Origin of the sequence: Streptomyces cucumeris (assembly GCF_024295805.1) — a bacterium.
Lineage (GTDB): Bacteria > Actinomycetota > Actinomycetes > Streptomycetales > Streptomycetaceae > Streptomyces > Streptomyces cucumeris.
The window spans coordinates 86,031-105,980 of record NZ_JANCLX010000021.1 but is presented as its reverse complement, the minus strand read 5'-3'; the positions used below and the strand labels follow the sequence as shown (position 1 = coordinate 105,980).

The following is a 19,950-nucleotide window of genomic DNA, read 5'->3' as shown; positions in this document are numbered from 1 at the left end:
TACCGGGCATGAGTCACAACACTGTTGTCGCGGTACCGCCGGAGGCCCTCCCGGCGCGCCGCACCCGGCCCGGGTCCGCGGTCGTCCGGTGGCTGACCACCACCGACCACAAGACGATCGGCACCCTGTACCTCGTCACCGCCTTCAGTTTCTTCTGCATCGGCGGGGTGATGGCGCTCTTCATGCGCGCCGAGCTGGCCCGTCCCGGTCTGCAGATCATGTCGAACGAGCAGTTCAACCAGGCGTTCACCATGCATGGCACGATCATGCTGCTGATGTTCGCCACCCCGCTGTTCGCGGGCTTCGCCAACTGGATCATGCCGCTGCAGATCGGTGCGCCCGATGTGGCGTTCCCGCGGCTGAACATGTTCGCGTACTGGCTGTACCTCTTCGGCTCGCTGATCGCGGTGGGCGGTTTCCTCACCCCGCAGGGCGCGGCCGACTTCGGCTGGTTCGCCTATGCGCCGCTCTCCGACGCGGTCCGGTCGCCGGGTGTGGGCGCGGATATGTGGATCATGGGTCTGGCCCTCTCCGGCTTCGGCACGATCCTCGGCGCGGTCAACTTCATCACCACCATCATCTGCATGCGCGCTCCGGGCATGACGATGTTCCGGATGCCGATCTTCGTCTGGAACGTCCTGCTCACCGGTGTCCTGGTACTGCTGGCCTTCCCGGTGCTGGCCGCCGCGCTGTTCGCGCTGGAAGTGGACCGCAAGTTCGGGGCGCACATCTTCGACGCGGCCAACGGTGGCGCACTGCTCTGGCAGCACCTCTTCTGGTTCTTCGGCCATCCCGAGGTGTACATCATCGCGCTGCCGTTCTTCGGGATCGTCTCGGAGGTCATCCCGGTCTTCTCCCGCAAGCCGATGTTCGGCTACATCTCGCTGATCGCCGCGACGATATCCATCGCCGGACTGTCGGTGACGGTCTGGGCGCACCATATGTATGTGACCGGCGGCGTACTCCTGCCGTTCTTCTCCTTCATGACCCTGCTGATCGCGGTCCCGACCGGTATCAAGTTCTTCAACTGGATCGGCACCATGTGGAAGGGGTCGCTGAGCTTCGAGACCCCGATGCTCTGGGCGATCGGCTTCCTGATCACCTTTGTGTTCGGCGGGCTGACCGGTGTCATCCTGGCCTCGGCCCCCCTGGACTTCCATGTCTCGGACTCGTACTTCGTGGTGGCCCACTTCCACTACGTGGTGTTCGGCACCGTGGTGTTCGCGATGTTCGCCGGCTTCCACTTCTGGTGGCCCAAGTTCACCGGCAAGATGCTGGACGAGCGGCTCGGCAAGATCACCTTCTGGACGCTCTTCCTCGGCTTCCACGGCACCTTCCTCGTCCAGCACTGGCTGGGCACCGAAGGGATGCTCCGCAGGGTCCCCGACTACCTGGCGGTGGAGGGCTTCACCACCCTCAACACCCTGTCCACCATCTTCTCCTTCGTGCTGGGCCTGTCGATCCTGCCGTTCTTCTACAACATCTGGAAGACCGCCAAGTACGGCGAGAAGGTCGAGACCGACGACCCGTGGGGCTACGGCCGGTCCCTGGAGTGGGCCACCTCCTGCCCGCCGCCGCGCCACAACTTCACGCAACTGCCGAAGATCCGTTCCGAATCGCCCGCCTTCGACCTCCACCACCCGGATCTGCGCACCGACGCCGAGCGGAAGGAGACCGTGGCATGAACGCGGCCGGAGCCACCGGGGCCGGGGACGTCGCCGCCGGTATCAACCGTATCGAGGGCTATCTGCTGCTCCACCGGGAACAGGACATCGCCCGGGAACGGGCCCGTCGCTTCACCGGGCGGCTGGACTGGCTGACCTCCGCCCAGCGGGCGGAGGTCGAACGCCTCTACGTCCAGGACCAGTTGACCGCCACCGAGCGGAACCTGCGCCAGGTGGCGCGGCGCTGCGACGAGCTCCGGGGCGAGTACCAGGAGACCTACCGCGCGCTGCGCCGCCGGCTGCTGGTGGCCTGTCTATTGGGCGGCGGGGCGGCCCTGCTTCTCGTCCTGGCCGTCACCGCCCCCGCCCTCGCGGCGCGGTAGGCCCGTGAGCCCCGGCAGCGGGGTCGGTGGCACCGCCGACCCCGCGCCGGTGTCGAACCCCGAGGCCGGGGTGGAGCGCAGCACCTCCTCGGAGTAGGCGCGCCACAGCGAGAACACCCGGCCGGTGCCGGTGTCCGCGAGCCTGATCTGCTTGCGCGTCTTCGCGTTCTCGCCGAACAGGGCCATCGAGGTGACCAGTTCCGGGGTGTAGCCGATGAACCAGGACGCCTTCTTGTCGTCGGAGACCCCGGCCTTGCCCGCGGCGGGCCGCCGGAGCGCGCGGGCCGCGGTCGCCCCGTCGTCCTCGAGCAGACTGCTGGTGACCGCGTCGGCCGTGGTCCGGTCGACGGCCCGGCCGCCCACCGCCTCCGGCAGATCCGCCTTCTCGTCACCGCGCTCGGCCGACACCACCAGCGACGGGGTGACCCGCTTGCCGTGCCGGTTGAACGAGGCGTAGACCCCGGCCATCCGCAGCGGACTGGCGCCCATCAGCCCCAGCCGCACCGACTCCCGGGAGCGGAAGCCCTCGCCCTCGGTGTCCATTCCGAGCGCCTCGGCGGTGCGGCGCACCGCGGGCGGTGCATCGGGGGCGGTGGCGGCGCGCCGCTTCTCCTCCAGCGCCGCGGCGAGGGTGACCGGCTCGAACACCGGGCCCGCCTGGTAGTCGCCGCGGGTGGCGTTGTTGACGTAGTGCCTGGTGTAGTCACGGCCACCGTAGAGCGCCAGGACCCGGCCGTTCCTCGGGTCCAGCGAAACCGCCCCGCCCTGGGTGTTCTTGCTGTCCGCACCCGGCTTCCGCCCGGCACCGGACGGCTCCAGCGCCTGTGCCATGGACCGCTCCAGCGCCCGCTGCCTGGCCCGGTCGATGCTGAGCGTGATCGTCCAGCCTCCGGCGGCGAGTTCCTGCTCGCTGACGCCCGAGGCGATCAGCTCGTTGCGGGCCGCGTCGACCAGATATCCGGCCTGGCCGCCGAGGCCCGGGGCGGGCTTCGGCGCGACCGGTACGGGGAAGTGCATCCGCTGCCGCTCCGCCCGGTCCAGCCAGCCCATTTCGACCATGTTGTTCAGCACGTAGTTCCAGCGCTGCCGGACCATCCGCTTGCCCTTGGCGCTCGCCACCGCCCAGTCGTACTGGCTGGGGGCCTGCACCAGCGCCGCCAGATAGGCGCCCTCCTCGACCGTGAGGCCGCCGACCTCCTTGCCGTAGTAGGCGCGGGCCGCGGCCTGGATGCCGTAGGCGACCCGGCCGAAGTAGCTGGTGTTGAGATACCCGGCGAGGATGTCGTCCTTGGAGTTGCGCTGGTCGACCTTGAGCGAGATCACCAGCTCCTTGATCTTGCGGGTGACCGTCTGTTCCTGGCTCAGGTAGTAGTTCTTGACGTACTGCTGGGTGATGGTCGAACCACCCTGGGTGCCCTTCCCGGACACCGTGTTGACCATGCCGCGCAGCACACCCATCGGATCGACCCCCGAGTCCTGGTAGAAGGACTTGTTCTCGGCCGCGACGAAGGCGCGCTGCACCTCCTTGGGCACCCGGCTGATGGGGACCATCTCCCGGTTGATCTCACCGGTGCGGGCCAGCACCGTGCCGTCGCTGAACTTGTAGACATTGCTCTGCGCCTTCGCCTGGGCATTGGCCCGGGGGATGTCGATGGCGTAGTAGAGCACCGTGAACGCGCCGATGGACAGCACCAGCAGGGCGGCGGCGTAGGCCAGTACCTTCCGCCAGGTGAAGAAGCGCCGTATCCCGGTCCGCCGCACCGGGCGCTTGCGCTTGCGCCGTCTCGAGCGCCCGGTGTCGTCCGTCCGCGTCCCCTCACACACCTCCGCCTGTTCCGGCGAGCGCCGTGCGCGTAGAGCCGTCCGCGGACCTGTCATGGGCGAGCACCTCCGTCGATCCCGCCGTACGGGGTGCGCGGCGGGCCGCCGTCATCCTCCGGAGGGAAGATCTTCGGATCCGCACCACGGCGTCTCGGCCCGGGATCGGCCGTCCCTCGACTGCCGCTCGATCGTGTATCAGCCGTGTATCGCCCCGCGCGCCGGGCCCTCGGGCAGCCGGAGCGTGGCCACCGCGCCGCCGTCCGGCGCGTTGCCGAACTCCAGCGCCGCGCCGATCACCCGGGCCTGGCCGGCCGCGATGGTCAGCCCCAGACCGTGGCCGCGGCCGCGTTCGCGGACACCGGTGCGGAACCGCTGGGGGCCGTTCTCCAGCAGATCGTCCGGATAGCCGGAGCCGTGGTCCCGGACGGTCACCGTCCGGCCGTCCGCGGCCACCGTCACCTCCACCGGCTCCTTGCCGTGCCGATGGGCGTTGACCACGAGGTTGGCCACGATGCGCTCCAGCCGGCGGGGGTCGGTGCACACCCGCGTACCGCCCTCGGGGCCGGTGCCGTCCTCCGGGGTGCGCAACCGGGCGGACAGCCCGGTACGGGCGATCGCCTCCTCCAGGAGGGGCCGCAGCGGACAGGGCGACAGATCGGGCTCCTCCGCCCCCGCGTCCAGCCGTGAGATCTCCAACAGGTCCTCGACCAGAGTGCTCAGCACCCGTACCCGGTCCTGTACATATCCGGCGGCCTCACCGGGCGGCAGCAGTTCGGCGGCGGTCACCAGGCCCATCAGCGGGGTGCGCAGCTCATGTGCCACATCGGCGGTGAACCGCTGCTCCCCGCGCAGCCGTTCCTGGAGGGCGGCCGCCATCGAGTCCACGGCCCCGGAGATCTCGGCGATCTCGTCATGGGGCCGCGGACCGGCGGAGATCCGGGCGTCCAGGTCACCGGCGGCGATCCGGCGCGCGGTGGCCGCCGCGGTCCGCAGCCGGCGGCTCATCCGCTCGGCGGTCACCACGCCCAGCGGCAGCACCACGGCGGTGGTCACCAGACCGGCCAGGATGATGTTGGTGTCCAGTGCACCGATGTCCCGCATCGGGGTGTTCATATCGATGTGTACGGAGAGCACATGGCCGTCCGGGGCGGGCCGGGCCGCCCACATCGCGGGTCCGTCGGCCCCGGTGGTGAACTCGGTGCCCTGGTGGCCCCGCCGGACCAGCCGCTGCAGTCCGTCGGGCACTCTCGGCGCGTCCATCACCGCGCCGGAACCCTGGACCCCGCCGGTGCGGGCGTAGATGAGCGCGGCCCGGTCCAGGGTGGTCCGGGCGGTGTCACGGGCCTGGGACAGCTCCCGGTCCCGGGAGGCGTGGTGCACCAGCACCCCGACCGCCGCCGCGACGGCACAGGTGGCCGCCGCCACCAGCGCCGTGATACGCCATCGCAGAGCCATGGTCAGCGCCGCAGCTTGTAGCCGAAGCCACGGACGGTTTCGATCCGCTCGGCGCCTATCTTCGCCCGCAGCCGCTGCACATGGAGGTCCACCACCCGGGTGTCGCCCTGCCACGCGTGGTCCCAGACCCGGCTGAGCAGGGTGCGGCGCTCCAGCACGACCCCCGGTGAACCGGCGAACTCCAGCAGCATCCGCAGCTCGGTGGGGGTCAGCGCGAGCGGTTCGCCCTCCCGCCGCACCTCCATACCGAGGGTGTCGATGGTCAGATCGCCGAAGACGAGGGTGTCCGGTTCGCCCGCGGGCTCCGCGCCGTCCGCCCGGGCCGGTGTTCCGGAGCGGAGGACCGGCGCGAACGAGGCACGGCGCAGCAGTGAACGGATACGGGCCACCAGGACCGCGCTCTCACACGGCTTGACCACGTAGTCGTCGGCGCCCGCCTCCAGACCGGAGACGACGTCCAGCGAATCGCCCCGCGCGGACATCATCAGGATCGGGGCGAGGCTGAACTCGCGGACCCTGCGGCACAGTCCGATGCCGTCCAGTTCGGGCAGCATGACGTCCAGGAGCAGCAGATCGGGCCGTGCCTCGCGGAACACCTCGAGACCGGTGAGGCCGTCGCCCGCGGTGTGCACGGTGAAGCCGTACCGCTCCAGCGCCATCCGCACCGTGTTGCGGATGACCTCGTCGTCCTCGACGAGCAGGATGCGCGCCTCGGACGCGGACCCGGGCGCGGCCAAGGACCCGGGTACCGGGGACGGGCCGGGCGGGGGGTAGGGGGAGGTCATGGGCTCGTCCTCGTATCCGTGCCGGTGTCCGTACCGGTGCCGTCGTCCGGGCCCAGCCCGCTGTCCGGTCCGCCGAGGTCGCCGGGGTCGCCGGGGGCCCGGCCCTCCGGCGGGCTGCTGGTGGCATCGCCGGGTGAAACGGCCGCCATCACCTTGCCGTTCCAGTGGAAGCGGGTGGTGTACCGGCCCGCGTCGCCGGTCGCGGTGACCAGCAGATCGTGTCCGTAGGTGTCACCGCCCAGCCCCAGCGGGCCCCAGAACACCAGGATCGGCCGGACCGTCCGTCCCGACGCCCAGTAGACCTGCAGCAACGTCCGGTCGAACTTGGGCAGATCGACCGCCACCACCATCTCGTCCCGGCCGTCCCCGGTCAGATCGCGGTGCACGGCCTTGCGCATGGGGCAGTCGCGTCCGGGGCAGGGTCTGACCGACATCGGCACGATGGCCGGGAGGTTGGGATCGCTCTCCAGCAGCGTCCGCGCCGACAGCGCGGTCACACCGTCCTTGGGCACCCGCACCTTCTCGAGCGGCAGATACCGGACGTAGGGGGGCGGGGTCTTGCCCGGCTGGGGGCTGGACGACGGGGTGTAGCGCGGCCACAGCGGGGAGGCGCTGGTGGGCGCGGACAGCTTGGGCGCCGCGCCGCCGTCGTGCGGTCCGGCCTGGGGTGCGCAACCGGCCGTGCCGAGGGCCACACCGGCCGCCAGCAGAACGGGGAGGACACCGCGCGCCGACCGGGCCCGGGCCAGCCGCCGGGCCGTGCGCCGTTCGGAGGGGTCGCAGGGGGAGGAGTGCATAGCGCTGCCAGCCTACCGAGGGGCCCGGGTGCCCACCGGGCGGCGGGGAAAACGGCGGATGGCCGACGGGGGATGCCCGTCGGCCATCGGAACGGTGCCCGGATCATGCCCGAATCGCTGCCCGGAAGACCGCCCGCCGGGCCGTTACTTGACGAAGTCCGGCCGCACCGTGGCGGGCCAGGTGCCCACCGTCAGCATTCCCGCCGCGTAGGCCCGCGCCACCAGCGCTGCCCGGTTGGGCGCCTTGAGCTTCCGCAGCATCGATCCCACGTGGTACTCCACGCCCTGCCGGCTCAGGTAGAGCTTCCCGGCCAGCTCCTGCGTCGAGGCGCCGGTGGCGACGCCCTCGAGTATCCGGGCCTCCAGGGGCGACAGCAGGGTGCGCTGGGCGGGCTGGGCGCCCGGGAACCGCGTGTCATCCGGTTTGATCAGCACGACGATGGCCGACAGCCGGTGGGACCGGCCCTGGATCGCGGTACCGGTCAGCTCTCCGGAAAACACGTGGTCAGGTGAGCGGTATCCCACGACGCGCTCGGTGAACCGGGTGCGCCGCCCGTCGTGCAGCCGGGAGAAGTGCTCCCGCAGCACGGCTGGAGCGCTGGGGTGCAGCAGCTCGAAGAGATGGCGGCCGCACAGGTCGGCCGAGGAGCCTCCGAAATGCCGGAAGAAGTCGTGGTCCCCGGCCAGCACTTGGAGACCGGGCGCAAGTGTGGCCATGCCGGTCGCGTGCCGTGGCATGGCGCGCAGGGCCGGGCCGGAGGGACGGGGGACGACCCGGGCGGTGTGGGGGAGGGCCAAGGGACTCACCGCTTTCCTAGGGGAGTTCGCGTGACGGGTGTTAGATGAACTTCTCGGTGTATACCAATGATCTGGGCCAATCTTCTTGACCGAATCCCCCGCAGCCGTGACCGTTTATGCCCGAACGTGCGCTACCGGTTGGTGCATTGACGCACCATCCGGTAGCGCGGGGTGGAGGCAGGCCGGAGACACCGGCCGGACCGGTGTACGAAGAAGGGGGCGGGCGCCGTCAGGCGGTGGCCTCGCGGCCGGTGGACGGTGGTGCCATCACACCGCCGCGGCGCAGCACCGCGTAGCCCACGCCGATGCCGACGGCCACGGGCCACTCGAGCACCTCCACGGCGCCGAGCGCTCCGAGTCCCGCGTACAGGGGCAGTCCGCCCTTGGCGGGCAGGATCCGCCGGGCGACGTGGAAGGGCATCATGGCCGCGTGCGCGGCACCGCCGGCCGCCCGGGTCGTGGCATGGCCCATGGTGCCGAGCGTGGGCATGGTCACGGTCACCGAGCGGTGGCCGTCGCTGCGCGTGGTGGTCATGGCCTTCGCCGCCTTGGCCGTCCGGGAGCGCTTCGCGGCCTTCTCGGCCTTGGTGTTCCTGGCCGTCCCGGCCGACGTCCGCGCCGCCTTGGCGGGACGGTCCGTGGTCCTGGTCGCCTTCGCCGCGGTCCTGGTCGCCTTGGCCGTCGAGGCCGCCGCGGTCTTCTTGGCCGTCGCCGGGGTCTTCTTCGCCGTCGAGGCCGCCGTCGACTTCTTCGCCGGTTTCGCCTTCGCCGTGGCCTTCTGTGCCGTGGTCTTCTTGGCCGTTGCCGTCTTCGGCGTCGTCTTCCTGGATGTCGCGGCGGCCTTCGCGGCCGACCCGGCCGATGCGGTCTTCGTGGCCCGGCCGCCGCCCGCGGACTTCGCCGTCGCCGGGGAACCACCCCGGCGGGAACTGGTGGGAGTGGTCACTGGTCTCACGTCCACACGTGATGAGCGTCGGAATCTTCTTCCCTTTTCAGGGTAATCGGGATGAACCGGGCGGGCTGCCCGGGGAGCGGAGGTCTGGCCGATGTCACCGCTGTCTGGGCTGCACCTGCCCATGTCCTCGCTGCTGGGGCCCATCACGGACGGGATGTCCGCCGGGGCACGGGCAGCCGCCGCCGTCGGACGACTGGTCCGCTCCACGGACCGCGGCGTCTGGTCGTACCCAGGGCGCTACTACATCGAGGTGCACGGAGTGCACGGCATCGGCGGTGAGCAGGTCGCACGCCGGGTGGAACGGGCCCTGGAGGAGCACCAGCGGGTGCTGTGGGCCCGGGTGAACGCCCCCTCCGAGCGGGTCGTGGTGGCCGTGGCCTCCCCGCCGCCGTCCGAGCTGGAGCTGATGGCCCTGGTCGAACGGGCGGAAGCGCAGGTGCCCACCGTTCCCAGCGAGGAATTCGACGAATGGGCGCCGGAACCCCGCCACCCCTCCGGCGGCCCCCGGGACGCCCAGTCCCTGTCCGTCCTGGCCGCCGATGTGGTGGGACTGAGCGTGGCCACCGTGCTGCGCCTGGCGCCGTGGCTGAAACTGCCCACCGAGGTGGGCGCCACCGTGTCCGCGATCCAGAACCATCCGCGGCTGCGGCGGCTCGCCCTGGCCCTCACCCGGGGGGAGCCCACCCAGGCCACCCTGCCCGTGCTCAGCGCGCTGACCCAGGGGGTGGCCACCCGGGGCGGAGGGCTCGCGCTGGACCTGCTGGAACGCATGGCCCTGTGGCGGGAGGCCGGGGCCGAGGGCGAGGCGTGGGCGGCGATGGAGCCGCAGCTCGTGCACGGGCCCCAGGACGTGGTGGCCGAGCCGATCGTGGTCGAACGGCCGGGTCCCACCCCGCGGGACCGGATGGAGGTCTTCGCCGAGCGCTCGATGGCCACCGGAGCGCTGGCCGGGGCGCTCAGCACGCCCTTCGCCGGGCCCCGCCGCGGGCTGGCCGTCGCGTTCTCGTCGATACCCAAGGCCCCGGGGGCCGGCCGGGAGGGGTTCGCGACCAGCCTCGGCCGGTTCCTGGCGCTGCGCGGTGTGCTGGCCATGGACCGCAGCTCCCTGCGGCGGCTGGGCCAGGTCGACACCGTCGTCCTCGACGAGGCCGCGCTCCGCGGGGACCGCTACGAACCCGTCGACGTGGAACTGCTCGGCGGTGTGGATCCCGAACGCGCCAGTGAGCGGCTCTTCGACCTCTTCGACCCCGACGCGCCCCTGGAGGTGCGGCGGGACGACGGCTGGGTGCTCGGCCCGCTGGACCGGCTGGAGCTGTCCGGCCGCAGCGGCAGCAAAGCCGCCGGAACGCTCCGCCGCAGGGGCAGCGAGCGGGTGCTCGGCCTGGCCGAGGGGCACCGCCTCCAGGCCGTGGCGGGGCTGGCCGCCCAGGCGGTCCCGGGAGCCGAGGCGGTGGCCGCCGCGGCCCGCCGGGCCGGTGCGCGGATCGTCCTGGCCACCGACCGTCCACGTCCCACGGCGTTCACCTTCGCGGACGCGGTGGCCCCGGCGGGCCGCCGCCTCGTGGCCTCCGTCCGCGCCCTCCAGGCCGAGGGCGCGATCGTGCTGCTGCTCTCGGGCAACCGCCGGGCACTGGGGGCGGCCGACTGCGGAGTCGGGGTGCACCGCGAGGGCGAGCCCCCGGCCTGGGGCGCGCATCTGCTGGTCGGCGCGGACCTGGAGTCCGCCGGGCTCATCGTGGACGCCGTGGGCGTGGCCGCGCGGGTCGACCGGGAGAGCGCCCTGCTCTCGGCCAGCGGCAGCGGTATCGGCGCCGTCGCCGCCCTCAAGGCACCGCGGCGCCAGGCGGCGGCCCGCGGTGCAAGCGCCGGCACCGCGGCCGGAACCGTGGCCTTCTGCATGGGGGCCTGGCGCGCCCGGCAGCTCCTCGCCCGCCCCATGGTGCCGCCGGTGACCACCACCCCCTGGCATCTGATGCCCGTCCCCCGGGTGCTGGAACGGCTGTGCACCGGTACCGACGGGCTCAGCGCCGAGCAGGCCGCGGCACGCGCCGGGGGCGGCCCGCGCACCGGCGAGCCGACCGGCACCAGCCTCCCTTCGGCCTTCGTCGAAGAGCTGGCCAACCCCCTGACCCCGGTTCTCGCCGCCGGTGCCGCACTCGCCGCCGCCGTGGGGTCGCGCACCGACGCCGCGCTCGTGGCCGCCATCACCGGCACCTCGGCGCTCGTCGGCGGCTTCCAGCGGGTCAGGACCGAAAAGGCGCTCGCGGAGCTGTTCGCCCGCTCCGCGGTGGGCGCTCGGGTACGGCGCGGCGGGACCGCGCGCCTGGTCACCGCCGGTGCCCTGGTCCCCGGGGACATCATCGCGCTGGGCCCGGAGGATGTGGTGCCCGCCGACTGCCGGCTGCTGGAGACCGACGGACTGGAGGTCGACGAGTCCTCGCTCACCGGGGAGTCCCTGCCGGTGGCCAAGGATCCGGCGCCGGTGGTCGCGGCGCACCTCACCGAGCGCGCCTCGATGGTCTACGAGGGCACCACCGTCTCCGCCGGACGGGCCCAGGCCGTCGTGGTGGCCACCGGTCCCTCCACCGAGGTCGGCCGGAGTCTGGCCACCGCCCGCCAGGCGGCCCCCGTCACCGGTGTCGAGGCCCGGCTGACCTCGCTCACCCGGGCCAGTCTGCCCATCGCCCTCGGCTCCGCCGCCGCCGTCTCCGGCGCCGGACTGCTGCACGGCCACCCGCTCACCGAGAACCTGGCCTCCGCGGTCAACCTCGCCGTCGCCTCCGTCCCCGAAGGGCTTCCGTTCCTGGTCAACGCCGCCCAACTGGCCGCCGCCCGCCGTCTGGCGGACCTCGGCGCCCTGGTCCGCAACCCCCGCACCATCGAGGCGCTCGGCCGTGCCGAGGTCCTGTGCTTCGACAAGACCGGTACGCTCACCGAGGGCACCCTCCAGCTCGCCGCCGTCAGCGACGGCGGCGGACCGCTCCCCGCGGACCGGCTCGACTCCCCCCGCAAGGCCGTGCTCGCCGCCGCCCTGCGCGCCACCCCGCCCGCCCGGCAGTCGGAGCCCATGGCGCACCAGACCGACCGCGCGGTCGTGGCCGGTGCCCGCCGGGCGGGGGTCGCCGTACGCCGGGGCGCGCCGCGCTGGCGGCGCACCGACTCCCTGCCGTTCGAACCCTCCCGCGCGTACCACGCGACCGCGGGAAACACCGCGCGCGGCGCCCTGCTCAGTGTGAAGGGGGCGCCGGAAGGAGTGCTCGACCGCTGTGTCCGGCGGCAGACCCCGGGTTCGCCCACCGCCACCGACCTGGACGAGGCCGCCGTGCGCGAACTGACCGCGGCCGCCGAGGAACTGGCCGGTGCCGGACGCCGGGTGCTGGCGGTTGCCGAACGCCCCGTCCGCGCGGGCGAGGAGCTCACCGACGCGTCCGTCTCGGAGCTGGTCTTCCTCGGGTTCATCGCGCTCGCCGACCCGGTCCGCACCGGCGCCGCGCCCGCGACCGCGCGGCTGCGCGAGGCCGGTGTGCAGACGGTGATGCTCACCGGGGACCACCCGGCCACGGCCGACGCCATCGCCGCCACCGTCATCGACACCCCCGAGCCGACGGTGTGCACCGGGCCCGAGCTGGACGAGATGGACGACACCGAACTCGACGCGCTGCTGCCCACGGTGGATGTCATCGCCCGGTGCAGCCCGCACCACAAGGTCCGGATCGTCCAGGCGTACCAGCGTCTGGGGAAGGTGGTGGCGATGACCGGCGACGGGGCCAACGACGCCCCCGCCATCCGGCTCGCGGACGTCGGCATCGCCCTGGGGCGGCGCGGCACCCCCGCCGCCACCGCCGCCGCGGACCTGGTCGTCACCGACGACCGGCTGGAGACCATCGTGTCGGCCCTGATGGAGGGCCGTGCCATGTGGGCGTCGGTACGGGCCGCGCTCGCCATCCTCATCGGCGGCAACTTCGGCGAGGTCACCTTCAGCGTGGTGGCCTCCGCGCTCACCGGCAGCACCCCGCTCAGCGCCCGGCAGATCATGCTGGTGAACCTGTTGACCGACCTCGCCCCGGCGCTGGCCATCGCGGTCCGCGAACCCACCGGCCACACCGGTGAACGGCTGCTGAAGGAGGGTCCCAGCCGCTCCCTGGGCACCGCGCTGACCAAGGAGATGCTGCTGCGCGGGCTGATCACCGCCGCCGGTGCCGGGGTGGCGTGGACCAGCGCCCGGCTCACCGGACGCGGCCGCCGGGCCCGTACGGTGGCGCTGGCCGCGCTGGTCGGCACCCAGCTGGCGCAGACCCTGGCCACCGGCGGACTGGACCGGCACGTGCTGATCGCGGGTCTGGGCTCCGCCGCGGTCCTCGCCGCCATCATCCAGACCCCGGGGGTCAGCCACTTCTTCGGCTGCACCCCGCTGGGCCCGCTGGCCTGGGGCATCACCCTGGGTTCGATCGCGGCGGCCACGCTCTTCGGGTCGGCGCTGACACCGCTGGTCAGTGAACTGGCGCTCCGGCAGCCTGCCGACGGCGACGAGGAGTGATGTCCCTGGGCACACCCGGCGGCGGCCGTCCCTCAGCGGGGCAGGGGCGCGGGGAAGACCCCGTCCGGGTCGTAGCGGGCCCGCAGCTCCTCCAGCCGCCGCCAGTCGTCCGGTGTGAACGACCGCTCGGCGCGGATGAGTGCGGCCGGGAGGTCGGCCTCGGCGATGTAGTGGCCGGTGCCCAGCGGTTCCAGCAGCTCCATCGTCCGCCGCAGCCACCGCAGTTGGGCGCCGTCCTCGTCCGGGTCCTCCCAGACGGCGTAGGGCACCAGGTAGTTGCGGCCCAGGACGGAGAACGCCATGTCGTGCCAGAGTTCCGGATTCCGCGAGGCGGGGGCGAGGGGCACCAGGAAGAGGGACTTCTCGGAGGGGGCCATCGCCATCGCCTCACCGCACAGCGCCATCAGCGTGCCCAGGTCCTCATCGGACCACAGGGTGTCCACCGCGTAGCGGTGCTCCCGGGGCCACACCGCGTCACAGCCCTCGTACATCGCCGCCAGCGTCGTCGGTTCCTCCTCCCGCCGGGACAGGGTGCGTCCGGGGAACGGGCAGTCCCGCAGCGGGGCCAGCCACCGCAGGGCTTCCTGCCGTGAGTCCGCGAAGGCGGTGGCGGTCACCGACACCACCTTGGGGCGCGGCGATGCTCCGGAGACGTCCGGTCCGGCGGTGGCCAGGGTCAGCCCGGCCTCCACGCCCGGGTCCAGCCCCTCGGCCACCCCGGCGATCCAGCGCGCCACGGGTTCGGCGTCGGCCAGGGGGAAGGAGTACGCGGTGGTCGTGATCGCCGACGGCAGTGGACGCAGCCGCAGCCGGAACCGCGTCACCACGGCGAAGAAACCGGGACCGGCGCCGCGCGCCGCCCAGAAGAGCCCGGGGTGCTCCCCGGCGTCACAGCGGACCACCTCCCCGTCCGCCGTCACCGCCTCGATCCCCGTCACACTGGCGCAGGCGGGCCCGAACACCCCCGGGTTCCAGCCGAGCCCACCGCTGAGCAGATAGCCGCCGACGGCCACGGAGGGGCAGTGGCCCGAGGGGAAGATCAGTCCGTACCGGTCCAGCTCCGCGGCGAGTTCACCCCCGGTGACCCCGGGCTGGACCTCCGCGGTGCGACGGCCGGGATCGACGGTGATACCGCGCAGCCGGGACAGATCGAGCAGCAGGGTTCCCTCGCGCAGCGGGGAGGCGCACCAGCTGTGTCCGCCGGACCGCACACCGACGCGCAGCGAACGGGCGCGGGCCAGCCGGACGGCCCGGGGGACGTCCCGTTCCGAGGCGGCCGTCACGATCACGTCGGGGAAGCGCGCGGGCTTGACCCCGTTCCACACCATGCGCGCCCATACGCGCTCGTATCCGGGCTCGCCGCGCTCGACGACCGTTCCCTCCAGCCGTGCGTCCCGTGCGTCGGTGCTCATGATCACCTTTCCGTCGGGGTGAATGCCGAGGTGGGCGCCCTGCGGTCGTGCGGGGGCGGATACGTCCGATAGGGTGGATTGTCCCGGTTTGTAAGCCAGGGGGCCACCTTGGCGCGGGAGGAGGGCGTCATGGGGCGTCAGGAGAGATATGAACTGGTCTTCATCGATCTGGGTGACCTGACCTCGAAGGACACCATGGGTGAGGACGTGGTCGTGGTGCACCGCACGGACACCAGCGGACCGGGCGGGCATCCGGTGTACGCGGATGACACCGGGATCGTCCGGGCGGAGATCAGTGACCGCGCCGAGGTGCGGATGATCGCCAGCGGTGGTCACCAGGTGCACTCCTCCGCCGTGACCGCCCGCCCGGTGGCCTGAGGGGCCGCCGCGGTGTGCGAGGGCCCTGTGCGCGATCGTGCGACCCGCCCGTGATGTCCGGTGTTTCCGCACGTCGGGGTGGATTGTCAGACCCGCCCTATACGGTGCACTCACTGGAACCGGAGAACGATCGACGGTGCGGCGGTCCGGTGCGTCGCCGCGCGGCAGGGAGCCTTCCATGAGTGATGTCGCCGCGGTGGACAGTGCGGCCGGTGCCGAGCTCCGGCTCGAGCCGTTCCGGGTGCAGCTCACCGGATACTGCTACCGGATGCTGGGCTCGGCGTTCGAGGCCGAGGACGCCGTCCAGGAGACGATGGTCCGCGCCTGGCGGGGCCTGGACCGCTTCGAGGGCCGCTCCGCCCTGCGTTCCTGGCTCTACCGCATCGCCACCAATGTCTGTCTGGACATGCTGAACGGGAGCAAGCGCCGCGCCCGCCCGATGGACCTGACCTCCGCCGCCACCCCGTACCCGACCACGCTGGCCGCGCAGCCGGAGGCCACCTGGGTCGGCCCCGTCCCGGACGGTCAGGTGCTGGCCGACGGGGGAGACCCCGCCGAGGTGGCGGCCCAGCGGGACTCGGTGCGCCTGGCGTTCGTCGCCGCCCTCCAGCACCTGGCGCCCCGGCAGCGCGCGGTGCTGATCCTGCGCGAGGTGCTGGCCTGGAAGGCCAGTGAGGTCGCCGAGCTGCTGGGCACCACCGTGGCCTCGGTCAACAGCGCGCTGCAGCGCGCACGGGCCACCCTCGCCGCGACCGAGATCACCGCCAGTGACCCGGTCAAGCCCCTGGACGAGGAGCAGCGCGCGCTGCTCGCCCGCTATGTGGACGCCTTCGAGCGGTACGACCTGGACTCCCTCACCGCGCTGCTGCACGAGGACGCCACCCTGTCGATGCCGCCCTACGAGCTGTGGCTGCGCGGCCATGAGCACATCCGCCAGTGGCTGGTGGGCCATGGCGCCGGATGCCGGGGCTCGCGGCTGGTCCCCACGGTGGCGAACGGGACACCCGCGTTCGGCCAGTACCGTCCGGCTCCCGACGGCGGGCATGAACCGTGGGCGCTCCAGGTGCTGGAGATATCAGACGGGCGGATCACGGGGCTCAACTCCTTCCTGGACACCCAGACCCTGTTCCCGCTCTTCGGACTCCCCGGGCGCATCGACCCGTAGACCGTCTCCCGGGTCCGGCGCGGCCGGGCCGTGGGTCCCCTTCGGCCCGTCGCTCAGGGTCTCCTCGAGACCGGCCCAGACGAGCAGCTCCCGCAGCCCACCCCCGGCATTCCGCAGCCGCATCCCGCGGCCCAGCCGCCGGGCGGTGAGCCGCAGCCGGGCCAGGGCCTCGACCACGGCCAGGTCCGGGCGGCTCACCGCGGCCACGTCCACCGTCACCGGGCCGGGGCCGCCGCCGTGTGCCAGCTCCCCGAGGCGCTCGCACAGCCGCGGCACTTCCGCCCGCCCCACGGGTCCGTCCAGCACCAGGACGACCGGGGGCCGCCGGGGCGGCACCGGCGTCACCTCCGGTGGCTCACCGCCGCCCGCGCGGCGCATCGGCGTGTTCTCGGGACCGGCCAACATCCACCTCCTGTTGTGGTGTTCAGTGGTGCTCATCAGCAAGGACCCTCGGGCGGCGGGAAAGTCATCGGCCCCCGGTCCCCGGTCCGATCGCCCCCGCGATCTCCCGGACGCAGCCGCGCAGCCAGATATGGGCCGGATCCGCGTCGTACCGCGGATGCCACCGCTGACCGATCGGCAGCCGCGGCAGCTCCAGCGGAATCTCGAAGGTGGCCAGCCCCAGCCGCTCGACATGCGGCCGGGTCAGCAGTCTCCCGGCCCGCGCTACCAGATCGCTGTCCGCCGTCACCAGCAGGGCCGAGGCGAACGTCGGCACCGAGGCCACCACCCGCCGCCGCAGCCCCAGTTCGCCGAGCGCCTCGTCGATCGGACCGTGCAACAGCCCTCGGCGGGAGGCCGACAGATGGTCGGCCGCGGCATAGCGCTCGGGGGTGATGGGCCCGGAGAGCAGCGGATGGCCGCCGCGGACCACCCCCACGTTGTCATCGGTGACCAGGCGCTCCACCCGGGACTCGGGCGGCGGATCGTGGAACACCCCCAGCTCCAGATCGGCGCGGCCCTCCCGCAGCACCGAGGTCTCTCCGGGCCCCTCCGGGACGAGCCGCAGACTGACGCCCGGCGTCTCACGGCGGACCCGCTCCAGCAGCCCCATCCCGATGAGCGTCAGCAGCCCGTCGTCGGCCAGCAGTGTGAAGGTGCGTTCCAGCGTGGTCAGTTCGAGCTTCCCGGCGGGGGTGAACACCGCCCGCGTCCGCTCCACGACCTCGCGCACCTCCTCGCGGAGCGCCAGCGCCCGGGGTGTCGGCACCATCCGCCGCCCCGAACGCACCAGCACCGGGTCGCCGAGCGCCGTACGGATCCGGGCGAGCGTACGGCTCATGGCCGGACTCGACAGATGGAGCCGCAGGGCCGCGCCGCTCACACTCTCCTCCTCCAGCAGGGCGTCGAGGGCGACCAGCAGATTGAAGTCCAGCTTTGATTGCGTCACGTGCACTTATTCCTTGCATAAGTTGCATTTGAAGTTATGTCTCAGGGGCGCCTACGTTACAAGCGACGGTCGGCCGCCGTATCCATCCCCGCTCTCGTCCGAGAGCGGCCATGTCCTCCGCGCTCCGTGAGGTTTCTCCATGACCGTCACCACCGCACGTCCCGCGCCGCCGGCGCCGGGCCGCACCGCGCCACGCCCCGGCGGCGTCCTGGCCCTGATGTCGTCCTGCGTGATCCTGACCATCGCGCTCGTCGCCGCCATCAACCTCGCCATCCCCCAGCTGAACAACGGCTCCCTGCACCCCAGTTCCACCGAACTGCTGTGGATCGTCGACGCGTACGTCATCGTCTTCGCCTGTCTGCTGATACCGGCCGGGGCGCTCGGCGACCGCTGCGGACGCAAAGGCGCCCTGCTCAGCGGACTCGCGCTGTTCACCGTGGGCGCCCTGGCCTCCGCACTGGCGCCCGGCCCCGCGGTCCTCATCGCCGCCCGCGCGCTCACCGGCGCCGGGGCCGCGCTGATCATGCCCGCCACCCTCTCGCTGGCCCTCCAGACCGCCCCGCCCGAGCGGCGGCCGCACACCATCGCGGTGTGGACCGCGGCCACCGGCGCCGCCGGAATGGCCGGCAACCTCGGCGGTGGCCTCATCCTGCAATACCTGCCCTGGCAGGGGCTGTTCTGGTGCGTGGCGCCGATCTCCCTGGTGCTGTTCCTCCTCACCGCCCGCTACGCACCGCGCGGTGAACGCCACCCCGCCGACCCGGACATCGTGGGCACGGTTCTGATCGTCCTCGGCTTCGTGGCCCTGCTCTTCGGTGTCATCGAGGGACCCGAACGCGGCTGGACCTCGGCCACCGTCCTCGGTGCCTTCGCGGCCTCCGTGGTCGTCCTCACCGGTTTCGTGCTGTACGCGCTGCGCGCCGCGCATCCGCTGATCGACCCGAGGGTGTTCGCCGTGCCCCGGCTGCGGGCGGGTGTGCTGGGGGTGACCCTCACCTTCTTCGGTCTCTTCGCGCTGTTCTTCGTCAACGCGCAGTTCCTCCAGTACGTCAAGGGCTACTCACCCGTCCTCACCGGCCTCGCGATCGGCCCCCTGGCCATCGGCATGCTGGTGGTCTCACGGCACAGCATCCCGCTGGGCCGGCGGATCGGCGCGGGCCGGGTCATCGCGGCCGGGCTCATCTCCCTCGCGGGTGGACTCGCCCTGCTCTCCCTCGCCGACGCCGACACCCCGTATCCGCTGTACGCCGCGGTGTTCCTGGTGACGGCGGCCGGGATGGGGCTGTCCATGCCGATGCTGTCCGCCTCGATACTCGGCGCCCTGCCGCACAGCCGGGCCGGACTCGGCTCCGGTCTGGGCAGCGCGGCCCGGGAGGTCGGCAGCGCGCTGGGCGTGGCGGTCATGGGCACGGTGCTGACCGCCCGGTTCACCGACCGGCTGCCCGACTCCCTGGGCGGACACGCGGATTCGCCCGGCGAGGCGATGACGGCGGCGCGGTCACTGGGCGCCGCCGAGCACGCCCGTGCCGTCGCCGCCTTCACGGACGCCATGACCGTCGGATTCCGGGTGGTCGCCGCGGTCGTGGCGGTCCTAGCCGTCGTGGTGGTCCTCTGGTTCCGGGAGGAGAAGCGGTGAAACTGCTCGAACGCTTCCTGGTCCGGGGCACCGTCGAGTACGCGGGGGTGGCCGCCGGACGGATGCGGCGGGTCAGGATCGCCTGCCGCGAGCTGCCATGGGTCCCCGGCCAGCAGATCCGTCTCCAGCTGGGCGGACTGCGCGGCCCGCGCCGTACCTACTCGGTGTGGGACCTCGACGGCGGGGCCGTGGAGCTGCGGATGCTCGACCACGGCGGCGACGGTCCGGGCGCCCGGTGGGCCCGTACCGTACGCCCTGGTGAGCAGGTGCTGTTCGGCCGCCCCGAGGGCGGGTTCATCACCCGGCCCGCGCCGTACCACCTGTTCGTGGGGGAGGAGACCGCGATGGCCGCCTTCGGTCCGATGATGGCCGCGCTGGACGCCACCGAGACGGTGTACGGCCTGGTCGAGGTGGATACCGCGGACGACCGGCTCCCGTTGCCCCGGGAGGTGTGCTGGCGCTACCGGAACGGCGGTCCGGCCGCCTCCTCCCGGACCCTGGTCGCGGCGCTGCGGAACCTCGACCTCCCCGCGCGGCCGGGGGTGGCCTATGTCGCGGGCGAGGCCCGCACCGTACAGGCGGTCCGGCGCCATCTGGTGAACGACCTCACCTGGCCCCGCCGTTCGGTGGTCACCAAACCCTTCTGGACCCCCGGGCGCACCGGCATGGAGTGACCGTGGTGGGGGGGGGGGGGCCGGGGGGGGGCCCCCCCCCCCCCCCCCGCCCCGCGCGCCCCCCCCCCCCCCCCCCCCCCCCCCCCCCCCCCCCCCCCCC

Annotated in this window: 17 protein-coding genes; 8 read left to right on the top strand and 9 right to left on the bottom strand. The window is 72.8% G+C overall.

Features of this window, described 5'->3' with window-relative positions:
- Positions 1 to 8: 8 nt before the first annotated feature.
- Positions 9 to 1,685, top strand: a complete 1,677-nt coding sequence (gene ctaD / locus NMK44_RS27195; RefSeq protein WP_254747802.1) for an aa3-type cytochrome oxidase subunit I — start codon at positions 9 to 11, stop codon at positions 1,683 to 1,685.
- Positions 1,682 to 2,047 carry a hypothetical protein gene (locus tag NMK44_RS27190; protein ID WP_254747800.1) on the top strand — a complete coding sequence of 122 codons (366 nt, stop codon included), beginning with the start codon at positions 1,682 to 1,684 and terminating at the stop codon, positions 2,045 to 2,047. Before ctaD ends, NMK44_RS27190 begins: the two co-directional genes overlap by 4 nt.
- Here NMK44_RS27190 and NMK44_RS27185 read toward each other — a convergent pair.
- The 6 genes from NMK44_RS27185 to NMK44_RS27160 all read right to left on the bottom strand — a co-directional run bounded on the left by NMK44_RS27185 (position 1,979) and on the right by NMK44_RS27160 (position 8,238).
- A complete protein-coding gene (locus NMK44_RS27185) occupies positions 1,979 to 3,925 on the bottom strand; it encodes a transglycosylase domain-containing protein (RefSeq protein WP_254747798.1) in 1,947 nt (648 codons plus the stop codon). The genes NMK44_RS27190 and NMK44_RS27185 overlap by 69 nt on opposite strands.
- A gap of 138 nt (positions 3,926 to 4,063) precedes the next feature.
- Positions 4,064 to 5,323 carry a sensor histidine kinase gene (locus tag NMK44_RS27180; protein ID WP_254747796.1) on the bottom strand — a complete coding sequence of 420 codons (1,260 nt, stop codon included), beginning with the start codon at positions 5,321 to 5,323 and terminating at the stop codon, positions 4,064 to 4,066.
- 2 nt (positions 5,324 to 5,325) lie between these two features.
- The gene (cseB, locus tag NMK44_RS27175) at positions 5,326 to 6,108 is read right to left on the bottom strand and encodes a two-component system response regulator CseB (protein WP_254747794.1); all 783 of its coding nucleotides are present in this window, start codon (positions 6,106 to 6,108) and stop codon (positions 5,326 to 5,328) included.
- Complete coding sequence (locus NMK44_RS27170) at positions 6,105 to 6,905, bottom strand: hypothetical protein (protein ID WP_254747926.1); 801 nt, start codon at positions 6,903 to 6,905, stop codon at positions 6,105 to 6,107. Before NMK44_RS27170 ends, cseB begins: the two co-directional genes overlap by 4 nt.
- Before the next feature lie 144 nt (positions 6,906 to 7,049).
- Positions 7,050 to 7,712, bottom strand: a complete 663-nt coding sequence (locus NMK44_RS27165; protein WP_374215348.1) for a helix-turn-helix transcriptional regulator — start codon at positions 7,710 to 7,712, stop codon at positions 7,050 to 7,052.
- A 220-nt stretch (positions 7,713 to 7,932) separates the two neighbouring features.
- Entirely contained in the window at positions 7,933 to 8,238 is a 306-nt protein-coding gene (locus tag NMK44_RS27160) for a hypothetical protein (RefSeq protein ID WP_254747791.1), read from the bottom strand.
- On the opposite strand from NMK44_RS27160, the gene NMK44_RS27155 reads away from it, so the two are divergent.
- Together NMK44_RS27155 and NMK44_RS27150 are read left to right on the top strand one after the other, a co-directional pair.
- On the top strand, positions 8,237 to 8,704 hold the full coding sequence (locus tag NMK44_RS27155; protein ID WP_254747789.1) for a hypothetical protein: 468 nt from the start codon (positions 8,237 to 8,239) through the stop codon (positions 8,702 to 8,704). The two genes, NMK44_RS27160 and NMK44_RS27155, sit on opposite strands and share 2 nt — an antisense overlap.
- Positions 8,705 to 8,749: 45 nt before the next feature.
- Positions 8,750 to 13,195 carry a cation-translocating P-type ATPase gene (locus tag NMK44_RS27150; protein WP_254747787.1) on the top strand — a complete coding sequence of 1,482 codons (4,446 nt, stop codon included), beginning with the start codon at positions 8,750 to 8,752 and terminating at the stop codon, positions 13,193 to 13,195.
- Between the two features lie 32 nt (positions 13,196 to 13,227).
- Here NMK44_RS27150 and NMK44_RS27145 read toward each other — a convergent pair whose 3' ends face one another.
- The gene (locus NMK44_RS27145; protein WP_254747776.1) at positions 13,228 to 14,607 is read right to left on the bottom strand and encodes an FAD-binding oxidoreductase; all 1,380 of its coding nucleotides are present in this window, start codon (positions 14,605 to 14,607) and stop codon (positions 13,228 to 13,230) included.
- Positions 14,608 to 14,736: 129 nt separating this feature from the next.
- On the opposite strand from NMK44_RS27145, the gene NMK44_RS27140 reads away from it, so the two are divergent.
- The gene (locus NMK44_RS27140) at positions 14,737 to 14,985 is read left to right on the top strand and encodes a DUF6296 family protein (RefSeq protein WP_254747765.1); all 249 of its coding nucleotides are present in this window, start codon (positions 14,737 to 14,739) and stop codon (positions 14,983 to 14,985) included.
- Positions 14,986 to 15,163: 178 nt separating this feature from the next.
- On the top strand, positions 15,164 to 16,150 hold the full coding sequence (locus NMK44_RS27135; RefSeq protein WP_254747763.1) for a sigma-70 family RNA polymerase sigma factor: 987 nt from the start codon (positions 15,164 to 15,166) through the stop codon (positions 16,148 to 16,150).
- Here the strand turns inward: NMK44_RS27135 and NMK44_RS27130 are convergent.
- Complete coding sequence (locus tag NMK44_RS27130) at positions 16,061 to 16,588, bottom strand: STAS domain-containing protein (protein WP_254747761.1); 528 nt, start codon at positions 16,586 to 16,588, stop codon at positions 16,061 to 16,063. The two genes, NMK44_RS27135 and NMK44_RS27130, sit on opposite strands and share 90 nt — an antisense overlap.
- 28 nt (positions 16,589 to 16,616) lie before the next feature.
- A complete protein-coding gene (locus tag NMK44_RS27125; protein ID WP_254747759.1) occupies positions 16,617 to 17,546 on the bottom strand; it encodes a LysR family transcriptional regulator in 930 nt (309 codons plus the stop codon).
- Positions 17,547 to 17,679: 133 nt separating this feature from the next.
- Here NMK44_RS27125 and NMK44_RS27120 point away from each other — a divergent pair, with 133 nt between their 5' ends.
- Both NMK44_RS27120 and NMK44_RS27115 read left to right on the top strand, forming a co-directional pair.
- A complete protein-coding gene (locus NMK44_RS27120; RefSeq protein ID WP_254747757.1) occupies positions 17,680 to 19,176 on the top strand; it encodes an MFS transporter in 1,497 nt (498 codons plus the stop codon).
- The gene (locus NMK44_RS27115) at positions 19,173 to 19,850 is read left to right on the top strand and encodes a siderophore-interacting protein (protein ID WP_254747755.1); all 678 of its coding nucleotides are present in this window, start codon (positions 19,173 to 19,175) and stop codon (positions 19,848 to 19,850) included. The genes NMK44_RS27120 and NMK44_RS27115 overlap by 4 nt, the downstream gene beginning before the upstream one ends.
- Positions 19,851 to 19,950: the final 100 nt, after the last annotated feature.

Coding starts and splice junctions, on each gene's coding strand:
- ctaD (WP_254747802.1), top strand. CDS start 9: ATGAGTCACAACACTGTTGTCGCGGTACCGCCGGAGGCCCTCCCGGCG.
- NMK44_RS27190 (WP_254747800.1), top strand. CDS start 1,682: ATGAACGCGGCCGGAGCCACCGGGGCCGGGGACGTCGCCGCCGGTATC.
- NMK44_RS27185 (WP_254747798.1), bottom strand. CDS start 3,925: ATGACAGGTCCGCGGACGGCTCTACGCGCACGGCGCTCGCCGGAACAG.
- NMK44_RS27180 (WP_254747796.1), bottom strand. CDS start 5,323: ATGGCTCTGCGATGGCGTATCACGGCGCTGGTGGCGGCGGCCACCTGT.
- cseB (WP_254747794.1), bottom strand. CDS start 6,108: ATGACCTCCCCCTACCCCCCGCCCGGCCCGTCCCCGGTACCCGGGTCC.
- NMK44_RS27170 (WP_254747926.1), bottom strand. CDS start 6,905: ATGCACTCCTCCCCCTGCGACCCCTCCGAACGGCGCACGGCCCGGCGG.
- NMK44_RS27155 (WP_254747789.1), top strand. CDS start 8,237: ATGGCCTTCGCCGCCTTGGCCGTCCGGGAGCGCTTCGCGGCCTTCTCG.
- NMK44_RS27160 (WP_254747791.1), bottom strand. CDS start 8,238: ATGACCACCACGCGCAGCGACGGCCACCGCTCGGTGACCGTGACCATG.
- NMK44_RS27150 (WP_254747787.1), top strand. CDS start 8,750: ATGTCACCGCTGTCTGGGCTGCACCTGCCCATGTCCTCGCTGCTGGGG.
- NMK44_RS27145 (WP_254747776.1), bottom strand. CDS start 14,607: ATGAGCACCGACGCACGGGACGCACGGCTGGAGGGAACGGTCGTCGAG.
- NMK44_RS27140 (WP_254747765.1), top strand. CDS start 14,737: ATGGGGCGTCAGGAGAGATATGAACTGGTCTTCATCGATCTGGGTGAC.
- NMK44_RS27135 (WP_254747763.1), top strand. CDS start 15,164: ATGAGTGATGTCGCCGCGGTGGACAGTGCGGCCGGTGCCGAGCTCCGG.
- NMK44_RS27130 (WP_254747761.1), bottom strand. CDS start 16,588: ATGAGCACCACTGAACACCACAACAGGAGGTGGATGTTGGCCGGTCCC.
- NMK44_RS27120 (WP_254747757.1), top strand. CDS start 17,680: ATGACCGTCACCACCGCACGTCCCGCGCCGCCGGCGCCGGGCCGCACC.